This is a genomic window from Exiguobacterium sp. SH1S1 (genome assembly GCF_004337245.1).
GTDB classification, from domain to species: domain Bacteria; phylum Bacillota; class Bacilli; order Exiguobacteriales; family Exiguobacteriaceae; genus Exiguobacterium; species Exiguobacterium aurantiacum_A.
On the sequence record NZ_SJUZ01000001.1, the window covers coordinates 39,099 to 53,965 of the forward strand.

A 14,867-nucleotide genomic window follows, 5' to 3' on the forward strand; every position below is an offset into this window, starting at 1 on the left:
ATGCACGTATTGATCGTAGAAGACGACCCGGCCATCTTGCGCCTCATTGAAGGGACGCTGCGGCAGGCCGGACATCACGTGTCGGTCGCCATGGACGGACACGCGGCCGAGCAATTGTTTTTATCGAACCCGGCCGACGCCGCCGTCATCGACATCATGTTGCCCGGGATGGACGGGCGACAGTTGTGTCATCGCTTGAAGGAGCTCGTGGACATCCCCGTCATCTTGCTGACGGCGCTCGGGGAATGGGAAGACAAACGGAGCGGGTTCGAGCATGGCGCCGATGACTACATGACAAAACCGTTCATTCCGGAAGAACTATTATTCCGGCTTCAAGCCGTGGCCAAACGGTATGAAAAAGTCGCCGCCTCATTGATCAAGGCCGGGCCGCTCACGTTAAATCTCCGGGAATGTCGCCTCACCTTCAATCAAGAGACGATTCACCTGCCAAAACGCGAATTTGAGCTGTTGTACCAGCTCGCTGCCTTTCCGGGACGCGTGTTCAGTCGCGACGAGCTGATCGAGAACGTGTGGGGGTTAGAGTTTGACGGCGACGACCGGACGATCGACGTCCACATCAAACGGCTCCGTAGCCGCCTACCTGATGAGACCGTCATGATCCGAACCGTCCGGGGCATCGGCTACACGCTCGAGGTGAAGCCATGAGATCGCTCTATTCGCGAATCGTCGTGACCGTGTTCATGATTTTACTCTTGTCGGGTGCCATCGCCCTGCTCGTCAGTAACGTCGCCTATTACACGTGGTGGCAGCCATCGTACAGCGCGAAGACTGAACAGATGGCAAGTTCCGCGCGCGGCTACTTTGACAATCATACCGATCAGGACGAGACCGCATTTTATTCGTTGCTCGCTCAAAGCGGCTACCAACTGTTCGTCGTCAAACCTGACGATCGCATCATGCGTTACGGTGGAACGTTCCGAGACGAGACGATCGATGACGAAACGATCGATGCGGTCCGCTCGGGCATCGCCTATGAAGGGATGCGCGATTACCCGTTCCACTTGTTTTTGCTCGGTCTGTTCGATAACGAGGTCATCAATACGTACGGCTTCAACGTCGCAGGGGCTGACGGGGATGATGCCGTCTTCCTACGTCCGGACTTGAGTGCCCAAATTCGTGAGCTTCATCTGTTCGTCGGACTATTTTTCGCCGTTCTGACCGCTTCGGCTTTCATCTTGATCGCCTTGGCGACCACGCTGCTCGTCCGGCCGCTTAAGATCCTCACGGCTGCGACGAGCTCTGTCGCCTCCGGAGAGCGCCCGAGCTCGCTCCCGCTCAATCGTCATGATGAGATCGGTACGCTCGCACGTCGTTTCGCCCTCATGGTCGATTCACTCGAAAAGTCAGAAGGTGAACGGCGACGGTTCGTCTCGAACGTATCGCACGAATTCCAATCACCGCTCACTTCGCTCACAGGCTACGCGAGTATTCTGGCCGATCAGTCGACAGGCGAGGCGAAAGAATATGCGACGATCATCCGGAATGAGACGGAACGTCTGTCAGGGTTGACCAAACAGCTGTTGATGCTCGCCCGTCTAGATGAGGCCAACGTGTCTCTCCAGACCGAGGTCGCGATTGGCCGCTCCATCGAAGACGTGATTCGCATGCACGCGTTCGAACTCGATCAAAAAGGAGTCGCTGTCACGACGGATCTCGATGCGTCGCTCGTCGTCACGGGCGACCCCGTCTTGTTGTCGCAAGTTTGGTCCAACTTGTTGTCCAATGCGATTCATGCCTCACATGAGGGCGGGATGATCACGATCCGGGCCTACGAGGAGACACGTCCGACCGTCTCGATCCAAGACGAAGGTGTCGGTATGGACGATGCGACAAAGGTTCGCTTGTTCGAACGCTTCTATAAAGCCGATCTGTCCCGGACGAGTCGCGGCACCGGACTCGGGCTCGCGATCGCGAATGACATCGTCCGCTTGCACGGCGGGGAGCTCCTCGTCACTTCAGAGCTCGGGCGTGGCAGCGTCTTTATCGTTCGCTTGTAGGTTTGTTCATATTCCGTTCATGTTCGTCAGCTATGCTTCCTTCATCGACATGAAGGAGGTTTTTTTATGGAGTTAGGACTGAAAGAAATGTGGCGTCAAAAACGGAGGTTCTCGCTCATTTTTGTGATCACGCTGCTCATCGTCTTGTTGACGACGCTGATCACCGGACTCGCCGATGGGCTCGCTTACGATAACGGTGCGACCGTACGTGAACTTGATACAGACACGTTTCACTTGTCCGCTGACGCGGAAGGTCAATTGACGCGATCGTTCATCGAACAAGCGCCAACGGACGGTTTGACACCCCTTGCAGTCAAACCGCTCACGTTCGTGAACGAGACGAAAGTCGATGCGACCGTTTTCGCCTTGCCGGCCGATTCGTCGATTGGACCGTCACTCGACCTCGAAGTCGGGGAAGTGCTCGTCGACCCGAGTTTTCTTGAGACATTTGTCGTTGGAGATACGGTCGAAGATTTCACGAGTGGGTATCGCTTCACCATCGCCGGCGTGACGGATGGACGGTTCAGCCACGCCCCGGTCGTCTGGACGACGATGGAGACATGGGCCGCCTATCAACAGGCGGCCGGTGGTCCGACTTACGTGTCTGCTTTACTTGGAGAAGGCGACACGTCCCTCTCCGCGTACACGAAACAAGAAATCATCGAGTCCGTTCCTGGCTATTCGGCCGAACAAGGCACGTTCGATATGATGCGCGGTTTTCTATTAGTAATCGGCGCATTCATCTTGACAGCATTCTTCTATATGGTGACGCTACAAAAGTTGCCAGAGCTCGGGATTTTAAAAGCAATCGGCATTCGGACACGTTCGATCGGCACAGCGCTCGTCAGCCAAGTGTTCGTCACCGTCGTCTTCGCGAGCGGCGTCGCGTCACTGATCACATGGCTGTCGACACGTATCGTCCCAGAAGCGATTCCATTTCAATTTGAGCTTGCGAACGTGATGCTCTTTAGCGCACTCTTCGTCCTCATCTCGCTCCTTGGGACGATCTTGCCACTACAAACACTACGCCGGCTCGACGCAGCTGACGCCTTAGGAGGTCGAATGACATGAAACTGACTGGCATTTATCACGCATATGAACAACCGATTTTGTCTGGGATCGACTTGACCGTCTCTCCTGGTGAGTGCATCGGGATCGTCGGACCGAGCGGTAGCGGGAAGAGTACGCTCCTGCAAATTCTCGGGTTATTGAAACAGCCGGATGCCGGGACACTCTATCTCGATACGGTCGATGTATTTACACTAGACGAAGAAGCGAGACGGAAGTTACGCCTCAATGAGATCGGGTTCGTCTTTCAAGACGCCCACCTCGTCCCGTATTTGACGGTCATTGAACAACTTGCACTCATTCAGGCGGAAAGTGACACAGACGGCGACGCGAAACAGCTGTTGACAGATTTCGGACTCGGCCATCGATTGAACGAGTTGCCGAATCGCCTCTCCGGCGGCGAACGGCAACGGGTCGCTGTGGCCCGCGCGCTCATCAATGACCCAAAACTCCTGTTGGCTGATGAACCAACAGCAAGTCTCGATTATACGAATGGCCGCCTCGTTATGGAGCGTCTCGCCGCAGCGGCGCATGAACGGAACAAACGAGTGATCGTCATCACCCACGATGAGCGCATGCTTGATGTGTGCGACCGAGTTCTCCGTTTACGAGACGGTCAGCTCGAAACGCTGTAACATGTATGTCGCATGCTTGCACACTACTCGCTTAATCGGGGGCGCTAGCATCGGGACACCCCGCTTCTGATTGAGGAGACTATAGAACTTTAACTGATTATGAGAAGAGGAGCGCCGACCCGGAGGGGATGACGCTCCTCTTCTTTCAGTATCTATGGCAGCGTGTTGAAGTTTTCATCAACCGACCCGATGCCTTTCCGGATGACGGATGAGGTCGAGATGATAGGACAACCAGGCGCTGAACGTGATATGAACGGATAACGTCCGCATCACATCGATGTCAATCTGTTGAATCTTCAGAAGCCTCTCTTCGATATGGTGTGAGACGAGGAAGACGTCGGATAACGCCAGGAGCGCCCGCATCGCCTCATCTGGTTTGACGCCCGCGGTTATCGCGAGCGTATGTAGCGACAGATGAATGCTGCGAGTTGTCCCGGTCAAGTAACATTCGATCAACGCATCGAGTACAGGCGACAAATGTGTGGTCTCGTGCGTCCCCCGCTGATAGATGCTGATCCCCTCTTCGGTCACGTAATCCGTCCGCCCCATTAAACAAGCTTGAATCATCCGATACATCGCTTCACGCGTCACGTTCATCCGCCTCCTTCTTTTCTGCCGTTTCAGCATAATGTCAAACGACTCACGGGGCAAATATCCTTGTTCACACTTCCATAGACAATTCGGTCACATATGCTCGGACATTAGTAACTCGAACGTGAACGAAACGATTCGTTTCGGGTACAATAATGGAGAAGGGAGCGGTTTTATATGCAGAAAAAATGGAAGTACGGTCTCGCGACTTTGTTCACAGGCTATTACGCCGTCAGTTATTACGCGTTCAAGCGGATGACTCGCGGAAAACGTAAGACGCCCGAGATGCTCTTAGCACCCTATACGAAAGAAGATCAATCCTTTTATCACGACGTGCCGTTCGAGCACGTCTCCCTCCGTTCCCGTGACGGCTACCGTCTGTATGGCCGGGTCTATCGGAACAATAATCATAAAAAGTGGATTGTTTTTGTCCACGGTTACACGGCCTCCCACAGCTTTATGGCACCGCACTTGGCGATGTTCCACCGGCTCGGCTATAACTTGCTTGCGGTCGACTTGCGCTCACACGGAGAGTCGGAAGGGGTGTACGCCTCGTACGGATACCACGAGAAACATGACATCGTCGACTGGGTCGAGTGGTTACGCGACCATGAGACGGTCGATCAAGTCGGGCTCCACGGCGTATCGATGGGCGCCGCGACGATTCTTCAGGCCGGCCCGCTCACTGATGTGGATTTTTTGATCGCCGAGTGCCCGTTCGATGACATGAGGCAACTCATGCGTCACCAATTGAACGTGCTACATCGCTTACCGGGTGACTTGTTGTTGCCCGGCATCAATTACTTCTTGTGGAGTCGGGCCCGGTTCACGATGCGGCAAGTCCGACCGAAAGTAGCGCTCGCATCAATCACTGCACCGGTGCTGTTCATCCATGGCACGAAAGACGACTTTGTCCCGACCTGGATGTCCGTCGAGATGAACGCACTCAACCGCCAGAACGCGCTCGCACTCATTCACGGCGCCGAGCATACGAATTGTATCTTAAAAGACCAACCTGCCTACGAGAACGCTGTCAGTCAGTTTTTGCGTCGGTGACGTGAATCGGCCCGGCGATCAAGTCGAGCAACGTATGGATGAGGATCAACGGCCACAGCATTCCCATCGCCAAATATAAATAGCCGAACAGGAAACCGACAAGGCCCGTCGTGACAACCCCTTTCGGACCCTGGTACGCATGGGCCAGACCGAACAGCCCGCCCCCGATGATGGCGAGCGTCGCATCCGGGACGTCCGTGTATAAAGAAATCGTATACAAGAGGACGCCGCGGAATATGAACTCTTCGGTCGCCCCGGCCGTGAACGATACTGCGCCCCACGCCCTCGCTTCGTCGGTCGTGCGCGGAAGGAGCAATCGTTCAATCTCAAGCCCGTAAAACGGCCGAAGCTTTGTCCGTAACGCGGCCGACGTCTTGACGAGCAAATAGAACGCGATGAGACCTGAGATGACTATGGTCGAAAAGAAGAAATACTGCCAGGCGCGCCCGTCCCCATCCGGCGGCGCGAACCCGAGACCGACCGCTTCCGGCGGGACTTGGAACAAGAAGACGAGCGCTAGTAAGAGCAGGCTCAGCCCCCATGCCGACTTGATCGTCTCTTCATAGACACGGGTTCTCCCGAGCGCCTCGATCATCGGCTTCACGAGCCGGGCGTTGAATAGTTGTACGATCAATAAATACGCAAGAATAATCGTAAAGACGACCTGTTCAAGCATCTATATCCTCTCCTGTCCTTCCTGTTAGCTATATGCTACACTATTCGGGTATTGTCTAGAAAGCTAGGAGGCGGAATCTTGAAACGAATGATGCTGCGACTGACCGGCGTAATGCTTGTGATCGTGCTGTGCCTCGGCGCAATCGGCTGGTTTGGTCAACATGATAAAGTGAACAACGCCCTCTACCGGGCCTATTACGGTGACCACGGTATCCCGGCGGTCCACCAAAACGTCTACAAGGAAGCCGCGGCCACCTATGACGTCGATTGGCGGCTACTCGCCGCCGTCCACCGTGTCGAGACGATCTTCTCGCACAGTTCATCGATGCGCTCTTCGGTCGGCGCGATCGGACCGTTCCAATTTATGCCGCGGACGTGGCTCGGTTGGCAGTACGATACGGATGACCAAAAAGGTGATGTCCCGGAAGACGAAGTCGATTTGACCGACTTGACGCTGATTGAGCAGTACGGCGGCTTAGGCCGAGACGGGGATGATGACGGCAAGGCCGACCCTCATAGTTTGGTCGACTCGGCCCATGCCGCCGCTTACTATTTGAGCGAGCACGGCGGGCAGACGACTGATTCAGTCGACTCGATTCAAAACGCCATCTTTGAATACAACCGGAGTGACCAGTACGTGTCAGACGTCATGTCCTTTTATGAGCAGTATCAGGACGAGCTGTCTTTACTGCCTGGTGACGCGACGACGACGACGCAGCAGGTCGCCCGGTATACGATCCGGTATCTCGATTGGTTCGCAGGCTGGGCATGACCCGGCACTACTTGGTTAAAGTGAGGAAACAACATGAACACGCATATCGAGGAAGTGACGATTCGAGTCAAATCGATATTTAACGAAGACAAGACAAAGCGTTACATGCGAACGTATGAATTCACCGACGTCGTCGATGGGGTGATTTGTGCCGTCATCATCTATTCTCCACGGATGAGCGATGCATTTTTATCTGGTACGACGACTCAACGCGCCTACATGCTCATGCGGAACCATTTGGACAAACCGATCCGCGAGATGCGCGTCATCAGTCTCGTCCCGACGCTCGCCATCAATGACAACCTACCCTACGTCGAGTCTCAACTCGACGAAGTGAACTTTCATTACGTGGAAGAGACGCTCGACGAGGTCGAGACGAGCGGCGGCATGATCATCGTCGGTTGGGGTTCGCCTGGGCGCCTCATGCACCATTCCACACTGTACAAGACGTTATTCGCCGAGCACGAGGCGAGCATGTATTGTATCGGTACGACGTCAAAAGGCGAACCGCAACAAATTCGCATGGCCAATGAAAATACGGTACTCGAAGCGTTCAATAACGAATCGATCAAACCGAAATTTAAGATCTTGAAAGAGACAAAACAGGACGACTCGAAATGAGTCGTCCTGTTTTTTATCGCACGCCGATCCATACACTTACTCCGAACAGCGTGAACAAGAGTGACGCCAACAGAAAATCGTTTCGCGTGACCGGAATCACCTCGTACGTGGAACGATGTTCACCCGTAAATCCCCGAGCCTCCATCGAGAACGCGATCCGCTCGGCTTGACGGATAGCGCCGGCAAGAAGCGGGATTAGGAGTTTCGGGATGTGCCGCACGTGATCGATCCGGGTGTCGAGGCGCACGCCACGTAAGGCATGCGTTTCATAGAGCTGCATCAGTTCGATCTTTAAAATCGGGAAAAAGCGAAAGCCGACGAAGACGCTATAGGCGATGTTCGGAGACAATCTCGCCTGCTGCATCAGACTGTAGACGAACCGCTTCGGGTCCGTCGTCAGCGTGAACAGAAGCGACAGGACCGTAAAGGCGAGGACCCGAAGCGAAAGTGTCGCCGCCAACAACACGTTCTCCTCGGTGACATCATTGCCGAAGAGCGAGAACATGACTTGCCCGCTCGCCTCTCTGCCGAAGACGAGCGTCGTCCAAAGCGTCCCGAGCGCGGTCAGTAAAAATGGGATCATGAACAGTCCCCATCGCTTCCAGCTCACGTCGGAAAAGATGAATTGGAGGGCGATTGTGCCGAAGAAGACGACGAGCGGAGTCCACGGGTTGTACACGAAGGCGAGACCGAACATGAGACACGTCACGGTCAAGAACTTGATTGTCGGGTTCATCTCGTGAAACGTCATCAAAACGCCTCCGTCAACAGTCCGTGGGCCCGCAATAAGTCCGAGTCGTCCCAAATCGACGCATCGTACGGCCCACTCAAGTTCCCGTCACTCATCAAATAATACGTGCTCGCGGCACGGGCGAAACTGAGATCGTGCGTTACGAACAAGACCGTCTGCCCCGCACGGACTCGTTCAGCCATCAATGCATGGAGCGCTCGAAGTGATGCCTCGTCTTGACCGGCCGTCGGTTCATCAAACGCGAGCAGTTGTTTACCCGACAGAAGCATCACCCCGATGGCGAGTCTCCGTTTTTGACCGTGACTGAGTGAGAGTGGATGGGCGTCACGCAGACGTTCAAGCCCGAGGCGTGCCAACATGTCCTCGATTGAACGGTTATGTCCATACGCTAGTTCCCGCGACACGTCACTCGTCACAAACAAATGCGCCGGGGATTGCGGGACGAGCCCGACTTCACGGTGATGCCGCGCCAGGCTTTTTAGCCACGTCGATTTGCCGCTGCCGTTCCGACCGAGGATGGCGATCACATCCCCGGGGGCCACTGCGATTTTGCTCGCTGCAAGTTGAAACTTTTTGTGATTCACTTTCGGTATCTGAAATAATGTGTTTGTGCCCCGTGTCGTTTCAATCGGCGTAAATGTATAATCCGGTTGAACGACGAACGATCCATCGCCTGCGATCCTTCCGTTCACGAGTTCCAGGTGCCGGTCAAAGAAGTCGCCCCACATGTACGGACGATGCTCGATGACGACGATATTGACGTTCCGTGCGGACTTGTCGAGCCAGCGAACGAACCGACGTGCCGTCGCCGGGTCGAGGTGTGAGAGCGGCTCGTCGAGTAAGAGCCATTCCGGACATCCGATCAAGGCACAGGCGACGGCGATTTGCTGCTTCTCGCCCCCTGATAAATCATGGATGGTGCGGTGGCGATAATCGGACAAATGTAACTCGTGCAAAATCGCTGAGACACGGTCCATCATCTCGCTTCGGGCGACCGAAAAGTTTTCGAGCGTGAAAATCAGCTCTTCCTCTACCGTCTGCATGACGAACTGGCTGTCCGGGTCTTGAAACACCGTCCCGACGCGGCGATTCACCTCGCCAGGCCGATACGTGGCATAGGACCGACCGAATAGATGCAATCGCCCCGTCACAATCCCATCACAGTTGTCCGGGTAGAGCCGATTGAACAAGGCGAACAAAGTCGACTTCCCCGACCCGCTCGCCCCGGTGATGAGCGTCCTGCCGTCCTTAAGACGAAGTGTGATATCTGTCAATACGTCGCGTTCTTCTCCCGGGAAACGAAACGCCAGACGCTCGGTCTCAACCATGTGCCTTCCTCTGCCGGGTGACGGCATACCCTTCTAGCGCACCCGTTCGAAGCAACAAGTCGCTCAAAATCTTCCCGCCGATCCCTGCGATGAGCATCCCGCTCGTCGCCCGTAGTGCGAACATCAAAGCCACGTACGTCGGACTGAGCGCGCTGAGACCTCCCATGACGTACGTATATGCGAAACTCGTCACTGCCGCACCGAATCCGGCGAGCATGAGCACCCACAAGTCATACCGCTTATACCCGGTTAGTGCGAACGCCGCTTCGGCGCCGAGTCCTTGAATGATGCCGACGAGGATGATGCGCGGACCGATCGCATTGCCGATCATCATCTCGATCGACGCTGCGAGCACTTCCGACAAAAAGGCGGCGCCTGGCTTTCGAATGATGTAGGCGGTAATAATCGAGACGATGAACCAAATCCCAAAAATCCATTCATAGGCGATCGGCCCGATCAAGCCGGCCCACAAGTTCCCCACATGGACGAACGCCAAATAGACGACGGCAAAGACGACCGATAAAATCGACAACAAGACGATTTCTTTCAACTTCCATGAGTTAAGCATCGATGCGTCCCTCGTGTGACGGACTGTTCACACTGAACGTGACCGACATGACGACGTGGCTCGACTTCTCGCGAACACGGTTGAACGTCGCCTCATAAAACGCGAACACCGGCTCGATGTCTCCGTGAATTCCTGAGGCATAATGCATCGCGTCATTGAACACACCCCGTTCTTTCGCGAAATCGATCTCTTCATAGATGATGTCCATGTAATCATCATCACCGAGCGGGTAGAGCGCGAACTGTGAAGAGACGTATTGCGCACCTACCCGCCCGTTCACAGGTTCACTCGATACGTCGAGCAGATTGTCCCCGGCTGTGTCACCCGGACATCCGGCCGAGAACGTTCCACTCATCGAGACGTGGGTCCCTGTCTTCGTTGCGTGTGACAAGACTGCTTTCGCGACGTCAAACACGTGCTCGGCCCGACCGCGAATCACGGTCGACACATCGTCCGTGTGCCTCCAGACGTTGCTTAAATCAGTTTCTTTGAGTGCTCCTTTGATGACCGGTATGAACTCTGACGTCATCGGGCTTAGCGTAAAGCGGAACCCGACGATCGGGCTCGTTCCACATTGTTGATTCATGATGATTCCCCCTTTATTTGGTTACACAAAAAAGCCGCATCCATGAGAATGCGGCCACTTATCCAATCATCAATCCATCAGAAAAAGTGCCACACTTCCTCACGCCAGTATTACCTGGATCGAGTTATAAGGGATTGGAGCCATGCTCACATCTCAGCCGAAGCACCCCTAGTGTAGTCCAATGTATGCGGTTGTTCATGCAAGCAAAAGTATAGCCGTTCGATTCTGAATTGTAAACGGTTAAATCATGAAAACGTCGCGATTCCGTTTCCTGGAAGCGTATCCCGTAACGTTGTCCAGTCTGACGCCATCTCTTCGTCTGACAGTAGACAGGCGTCAAGTTCAAGCTCGACGCGCACGCGGTCCATTCGGTGACCGATCAAGACGAGCTCCGTCTGGCGGTCGCCGTACGGCTCGATGTAATCGGCCTCAAGCTCTGGTTCGGCGGCGAACATCTGCTTTCGTTCCGCGTCAGGAAGCGTCGCGAGCCAACGGCCGGCATGTTCGAGCGTCGACGCGTACCCCGCTTGGGAGAACAGGCAAGCGATGTCGTTCCGTGAGGCGATCCATAAAAAACCTTTCGCCCGGACGACTTCTTCCGGGAACTGTTCGATCCACGCATGTAAACGCTCCGGGTGGAACGGACGGCGGCGGCGATAGACGAACGAACTGATGCCGTACTCTTCGGTTTCAGGGGTATGGTCGTCTGTCTCGAGCTCTTGGATCCATCCGGCGGCATGCATCGCCTGGTCGAAGTCGAACAAGTTCACGTCTAACAGGTCGGACAACAATACGTTCCCGTACGTACTTGTCAAAAGTCGCGCCGCCGGGTTTAACGCGCGCAACAGACTTTCGATCTCGTGCAGTTCCGGTTCCGTGACCCGGTCCGCCTTGTTGAGGACGATGATGTCGGCAAACTCGACTTGATCGACGAGCAAGTCGACGACTTCCCGGACGTCACCCGTGTCGACAGCCTGTTTCCGTTCATGCAGCGATTCGCCTGAGTTGAAGTCTTTTAAAAATCGATATGCGTCGACGACCGTCACCATCGCGTCAACATACACACGGCTCGTCAAGTCGATACCCAAGGCGTCATCCGCATATGTAAACGTCTGCGCGACCGGGATCGGTTCCGAGATACCTGACGACTCGATGATGATGCCGTCGAGCTGTCGGTCGTTCGCAATCTCGCTGACCGCCTCGAGTAAATCTTCTCGCAACGTGCAGCAGATGCAGCCGTTAGACAGCTCCACCAACTTCTCGTCCGTCCGTGAAAAACCTGCTCCGTCAATCAATCGCTCATCGATGTTCAGCTCGCTCATATCGTTGACGATGACGGCATATTTTTTACCATCCCGATTGTTCAACATATGATTGAGCAACGTCGTCTTGCCACTTCCTAAATATCCGGACAAGACTGTGATCGGAATTCGTTTCATGATGTATACCACCTTTAAATCGTAATCATTACTTTTTAGATAATGAACGGGATCACGTCCGTTGTCAACAAAAAAACACGCTCAAAAGGAGCGTGTTTTCTTGTTGACTAACATGATTGTTATCGCTCGTCCTTCCAGCGCCCACGCTTTCCGCAGGCAATCCCGGAGCCGCATCGCGACTCACGTCGCTGCTGGGTCTCCGTTGGTTTGCTTTCCTGCAGGAGTCGGGGCGCCATCGAACGAGCAACGCAAACGGTCGCCATCTAGCGGCCATTTGTCTTTTTCTGAGGCCCCGACGGCCGAAGAAAAAGCTCTGGATATGTTCTTCGTACCAGTTATTCTTCTAACGCTTTCCGTTCCGCCTCGGAGCGAGGATACGTGTTCGCCTGCCACTCGGCCCGGTAAATCGAATCGAGTTGCGTCAATCCGACCTCGTCATCATCCTTATCGGCATCCACACTCGGCGTCTCGTCCCACTTTGGTTCAAGATACGTATGGTCTTCTTTCCGGGCCCGGTCGTCCAATAACTTTTGAATCCCGACCCGAGCCACCGCCGCTAGTGCCAATCCGATTCCCGCTCGCACGAGCAATCGCTTCACCATAGCCGTCCCTCCTTAACGTCCAAACCGATAAAGTGGCATCCCTTTCACGTCCGTATCGATCTTGAAGACCGAACCCGCATCCGGATGAGCGGCGAGCGCCTCGTCGTCCATGCCTTCCCGTGCTGTCGTGATCGCCAATTGTTTTAAGTCATCCCCGATAAAACTACACGACGTGACGTTCGGCGCCGGGACGATGACTTCAAGCACTTTTTCACCCGTCTCCGGATTCCACCGCGTGACGCGCCCGCCTGCAAAGTGGGCAATCCATAAAAAGCCGTCTTCATCCGACGTCATGCCGTCCGGGAACCCGTCCTCATTCTTGAAATCAATGACGACCTCACCTTCCCCGAGCGTGCCCGTTTTCAAATCGAACGGGAACTTGCGAACCGTCTCGGTCGGCGTATCGATATGGTAAAACGACGTATGGTCAGGTGACCACGTCAACCCGTTCGATAACGTCAATCCGCTCAACATGACCTCGGTCGTGCCGTCGCGGTTCAAGCGGAACAACGTCGCCTGCTCAGACTCGTCTTTTAAGTGGAGCGTCCCGGCGAAGACACGACCGTACGGGTCGGCTTTCCCATCGTTGAAGCGAAGGACACCTTCCGGGTCATCAAGTTCGACGAGTTTATCGAGTTGTTTCGACGTTTCATCCCACTCATAGATACCATCCTTCAATCCGACGATCACGCCGTCGGTCACTTTAGGGACGACAAACCCGACCTGCTGTCCCATATCAAACGAAGATAATTCATCTTCTTTCTCATCGTACCACCAGAGCGCGTGCCCTTCGATATCGACCCAGTAGAACCGCTTCAGTTCAGCGTCCCAGCAAGGCCCTTCCCCGAGCGTGTTTCTGACTCGAATCCATAACGTAGCGTTTACTGTCTCCATTGAATTGCCTCCACTCTCTGCTTTGATATCAAAAGACTATTCCCTGAGGGGGTAAGGACTATTCATCATTCACAAAAATGTTTAAAGATATTTCTCGTCTGACGCATTATACGCCCGGGCACGATAAAAACGCTCCGAATCGGTTTCGATTCGGAGCGTTCGTTTATTTGGCGCCTTCGACGTTCATTTGTTTACTGCGTAATTGGCCGCACGCCGCATCGATATCGGTCCCGTGCTCGAGACGCACGCCCGTATTGATGCCCCGTTTTTTCAAAACGTCGTAAAACGCCATGATGTCCTCGGTCGTACTCCGTTCGTACTGGATGTGCTCGTTGACCGGGTTGTATGGGATCAAGTTGACGTAAGACTTGTCTTTGATGTCATCGATCAACGCCGCGAGTTCTTCGGCATGTTCCGGCAAATCGTTCACTTTCGAGAGCAAGATGTACTCGAACGTGATCCGTTTATTCGTCTTCTCGACGTAGTAGCGGATCGCCGGCATCAGTTTATCGAGCGGGAACGCCCGGTTGATCTTCATGATTCTCGTCCGCAGCGCATCGTTCGGCGCGTGCAGCGAGAGGGCCAAGTTGATGCGCAGGTCAAGGTCGGCGAACTTGTAGATCTTGTCGGCGAGCCCACTCGTCGAGACGTTGATTTTACGAGGAGCGATCGCGAGACCGCGCTCGTCTTTGACGACACGGAGGAAGTCGACCAAGTTATCAAAGTTATCGAATGGCTCCCCGATTCCCATGACGACGATGTGGCTGACGCGGTCATCTTCACCGACCTCGTCTAAATAGTGTTGAACGGTCATGATTTGTTCGACGACCTCACCCGCCGTCAAGTCGCGTGTTTTTTTCAAGAGGCCGCTCGCACAGAAACTACAGCCGATGTTGCACCCGACTTGTGTCGTCACACAGACGGAACGTCCATACTTATGGCGCATGAGCACCGTTTCGATATAATGCCCGTCGTGCAGTTTAAGTAAGAATTTGACCGTGCCGTCACCCGCTTCTTGTTTGACGAACAGTTCTTGTGTCGTCAGCGCATAGTTCGCCTCAAGCTGTTCGCGAACTTCGGGACGAACCGCGATCTCGTCGAGCCGTCTGACACGGTCGATGTAAAGCGAGTCCCATATTTGTCTGGCGTGGTAGGCACTGTATCCCCAAGATACGCAAGCGTCCGACAGCTGATCAAATGTCAGCCCATATATAGATGATTTCATTGTAATCTGTCCTTTCTTCAATCCGCATACGTACCATT

General features: G+C 54.4%; 17 protein-coding genes and 1 riboswitch. Of the genes, 7 read left to right on the forward strand and 10 right to left on the reverse strand.

All coding sequences use genetic code 11. The features are described from left to right. From EVJ23_RS00205 to EVJ23_RS00220, 4 genes are all read left to right on the forward strand, one after another. Positions 1-666, forward strand: a complete 666-nt coding sequence (locus EVJ23_RS00205; protein WP_131463556.1) for a response regulator transcription factor — start codon at positions 1-3, stop codon at positions 664-666. Beyond that, positions 663-2,018, forward strand: coding sequence for a sensor histidine kinase (locus EVJ23_RS00210; protein ID WP_131463558.1), 1,356 nt, complete (start codon positions 663-665; stop codon positions 2,016-2,018). Before EVJ23_RS00205 ends, EVJ23_RS00210 begins: the two co-directional genes overlap by 4 nt. A gap of 66 nt (positions 2,019-2,084) precedes the next feature. Further along, positions 2,085-3,089 (forward strand): ABC transporter permease, encoded by a 1,005-nt coding sequence (locus EVJ23_RS00215; RefSeq protein WP_131463560.1) that lies wholly within the window; start codon positions 2,085-2,087, stop codon positions 3,087-3,089. Next, complete coding sequence (locus EVJ23_RS00220) at positions 3,086-3,721, forward strand: ABC transporter ATP-binding protein (RefSeq protein ID WP_131463562.1); 636 nt, start codon at positions 3,086-3,088, stop codon at positions 3,719-3,721. Before EVJ23_RS00215 ends, EVJ23_RS00220 begins: the two co-directional genes overlap by 4 nt. A gap of 177 nt (positions 3,722-3,898) precedes the next feature. On the opposite strand, the gene EVJ23_RS00225 is transcribed toward EVJ23_RS00220, so the two are convergent. After that, complete coding sequence (locus tag EVJ23_RS00225) at positions 3,899-4,318, reverse strand: hypothetical protein (protein ID WP_131463564.1); 420 nt, start codon at positions 4,316-4,318, stop codon at positions 3,899-3,901. Between the two features lie 171 nt (positions 4,319-4,489). On the opposite strand from EVJ23_RS00225, the gene EVJ23_RS00230 reads away from it, so the two are divergent. Continuing rightward, positions 4,490-5,368: an alpha/beta hydrolase gene (locus tag EVJ23_RS00230; RefSeq protein WP_070327201.1), complete on the forward strand. Its 879-nt coding sequence runs from the start codon at positions 4,490-4,492 to the stop codon at positions 5,366-5,368. Here the strand turns inward: EVJ23_RS00230 and EVJ23_RS00235 are convergent. Next, positions 5,346-6,044: a CPBP family intramembrane glutamic endopeptidase gene (locus EVJ23_RS00235; RefSeq protein ID WP_131458005.1), complete on the reverse strand. Its 699-nt coding sequence runs from the start codon at positions 6,042-6,044 to the stop codon at positions 5,346-5,348. The genes EVJ23_RS00230 and EVJ23_RS00235 overlap by 23 nt on opposite strands. A gap of 87 nt (positions 6,045-6,131) precedes the next feature. On the opposite strand from EVJ23_RS00235, the gene EVJ23_RS00240 reads away from it, so the two are divergent. Beyond that, positions 6,132-6,815 carry a lysozyme family protein gene (locus tag EVJ23_RS00240; protein ID WP_236633715.1) on the forward strand — a complete coding sequence of 228 codons (684 nt, stop codon included), beginning with the start codon at positions 6,132-6,134 and terminating at the stop codon, positions 6,813-6,815. 33 nt (positions 6,816-6,848) lie between these two features. Next, positions 6,849-7,436, forward strand: coding sequence for a DUF1643 domain-containing protein (locus EVJ23_RS00245; RefSeq protein ID WP_131463566.1), 588 nt, complete (start codon positions 6,849-6,851; stop codon positions 7,434-7,436). Positions 7,437-7,449: 13 nt separating this feature from the next. Here EVJ23_RS00245 and EVJ23_RS00250 read toward each other — a convergent pair whose 3' ends face one another. From EVJ23_RS00250 to rlmN, 8 genes are all read right to left on the reverse strand, one after another. Further along, positions 7,450-8,187, reverse strand: a complete 738-nt coding sequence (locus EVJ23_RS00250; protein ID WP_131463568.1) for an energy-coupling factor transporter transmembrane component T family protein — start codon at positions 8,185-8,187, stop codon at positions 7,450-7,452. Continuing rightward, complete coding sequence (locus EVJ23_RS00255) at positions 8,187-9,515, reverse strand: ABC transporter ATP-binding protein (RefSeq protein WP_161566995.1); 1,329 nt, start codon at positions 9,513-9,515, stop codon at positions 8,187-8,189. Before EVJ23_RS00255 ends, EVJ23_RS00250 begins: the two co-directional genes overlap by 1 nt. Continuing rightward, positions 9,508-10,083 (reverse strand): ECF transporter S component, encoded by a 576-nt coding sequence (locus EVJ23_RS00260; protein WP_070327197.1) that lies wholly within the window; start codon positions 10,081-10,083, stop codon positions 9,508-9,510. The genes EVJ23_RS00255 and EVJ23_RS00260 overlap by 8 nt, the downstream gene beginning before the upstream one ends. Next, positions 10,076-10,669, reverse strand: coding sequence for a YkoF family thiamine/hydroxymethylpyrimidine-binding protein (locus EVJ23_RS00265; RefSeq protein WP_201739208.1), 594 nt, complete (start codon positions 10,667-10,669; stop codon positions 10,076-10,078). Before EVJ23_RS00265 ends, EVJ23_RS00260 begins: the two co-directional genes overlap by 8 nt. Before the next feature lie 79 nt (positions 10,670-10,748). Continuing rightward, positions 10,749-10,849, reverse strand: a riboswitch (TPP riboswitch). Positions 10,850-10,914: 65 nt separating this feature from the next. Next, entirely contained in the window at positions 10,915-12,108 is a 1,194-nt protein-coding gene (locus EVJ23_RS00270; protein WP_070327195.1) for a GTP-binding protein, read from the reverse strand. Positions 12,109-12,443: 335 nt separating this feature from the next. After that, positions 12,444-12,710 carry a hypothetical protein gene (locus tag EVJ23_RS00280; RefSeq protein WP_131463576.1) on the reverse strand — a complete coding sequence of 89 codons (267 nt, stop codon included), beginning with the start codon at positions 12,708-12,710 and terminating at the stop codon, positions 12,444-12,446. 12 nt (positions 12,711-12,722) lie between these two features. After that, positions 12,723-13,604, reverse strand: a complete 882-nt coding sequence (locus tag EVJ23_RS00285; protein WP_070327194.1) for an SMP-30/gluconolactonase/LRE family protein — start codon at positions 13,602-13,604, stop codon at positions 12,723-12,725. A gap of 163 nt (positions 13,605-13,767) precedes the next feature. Next, the gene (gene rlmN / locus EVJ23_RS00290; protein WP_016509033.1) at positions 13,768-14,829 is read right to left on the reverse strand and encodes a dual-specificity RNA methyltransferase RlmN; all 1,062 of its coding nucleotides are present in this window, start codon (positions 14,827-14,829) and stop codon (positions 13,768-13,770) included. Between the last annotated feature and the right edge of the window lie 38 nt (positions 14,830-14,867).